Below are 1,123 nucleotides of genomic sequence, written 5' to 3'. Positions count from 1 at the left end.
GTCCGCGGAAGCTCAAGCCTGTACCGACTTATGACGACAAGCGTTCTGCGCTCACGCGTGCGAATGCCCGCATCGCCGAGCTCGAGCGGCTGGTGGGCCGCCAGCAGATGGATATCGATTTTTTTCGGAAAGCCTTGCGCGCATTGGAGCGGCCGGCAGCGCAAGGCAAACCCGCATCCGCATCATCGAAATCATCCAAGCCATGACGTCGGAGACGACCAATTCTCACGCCGACGTGCAGCGCCTCTGCTATCTGGCGGGCCTGCCCCGCGCGACGTACTACCGGCATCTCAACAGGCGCAGTCGTGAGACGGCCGAGTGCGAGCTGCGCGACCAGCTCCAGCGTATTTGCCTCAAGCATCCCTTCTACGGCTATCGACGCGTGGCAGCCACCCTCCGGCGCCAAGGCATGGTCGTAAATGCCAAGAAAGTCCTGAGGCTGATGCGTGAGGACAACCTTCTGGCGCAGCGCAAGGCGCCGTTCCTGAAGCCCCCTGCAGAGCGACCAGGGGGCGTTCTCGTCGTGCCCAATCTGGTGCGCGGCCTGGTGCCGTCCGCCCCCGATCAAATCTGGGTCGCGGACATCACCTATGTGCATCTCGCCAGAACCTTCGCCTATCTCGCCGTCATACTCGACGCGTTCTCACGCAAGGCTGTCGGCTGGGCTTTTGAGAATACGCTCGATGCCTCGCTTGCCATCTCGGCGCTCGAGAACGCTCTCCAGGCCCGAAAGCCGACGCCCGGCAGCCTGATCCACCACTCCGATCGCGGCGTGCAATACGCCTCCATCGCCTATCGCCAGCGGCTCGCCGAACGGGACATCACCATCAGCATGAGCAGGCCCGGCAATCCCTTCGACAACGCCAAGGCTGAAAGCTTCATGAAGACGCTCAAGGCCGAGGAGGTCAACGGCAAAGCATTTTCCGATCTCAGCGACGCCCGCCGCCGGATCGATAGCTTCATCGCAGACGTCTACAACAAGGAGCGCCTGCACTCGGCGCTCGGATATCAGTCGCCCCTTGAGTTCGAAACCGCGTTCGCGCAAAACAAGGCACGATAACGTCGTGGCAACCGCACTGTCACAGGAATTATCGTGTCTCACTTAAGGGGTGCAGTCCAGTGC

General features: G+C 61.7%; 1 protein-coding gene and 1 pseudogene. Both read left to right on the top strand.

Annotated elements, in window-relative coordinates; all coding sequences use genetic code 11:
• Positions 1–206 (top strand): annotated as a pseudogene (locus CVM73_RS38730) (helix-turn-helix domain-containing protein); the annotation flags it as partial.
• Positions 203–1,060 carry an IS3 family transposase gene (locus tag CVM73_RS38725; protein WP_100236938.1) on the top strand — a complete coding sequence of 286 codons (858 nt, stop codon included), beginning with the start codon at positions 203–205 and terminating at the stop codon, positions 1,058–1,060. The pseudogene CVM73_RS38730 and the gene CVM73_RS38725, both read left to right, overlap by 4 nt.
• Positions 1,061–1,123 lie beyond the last annotated feature (63 nt).

This window comes from Bradyrhizobium forestalis (assembly GCF_002795245.1).
GTDB classification, from domain to species: Bacteria; Pseudomonadota; Alphaproteobacteria; order Rhizobiales; family Xanthobacteraceae; genus Bradyrhizobium; species Bradyrhizobium forestalis.
Note: the sequence above shows the minus strand (reverse complement) of the source record. Positions and strands in the feature narration are given on the sequence as shown.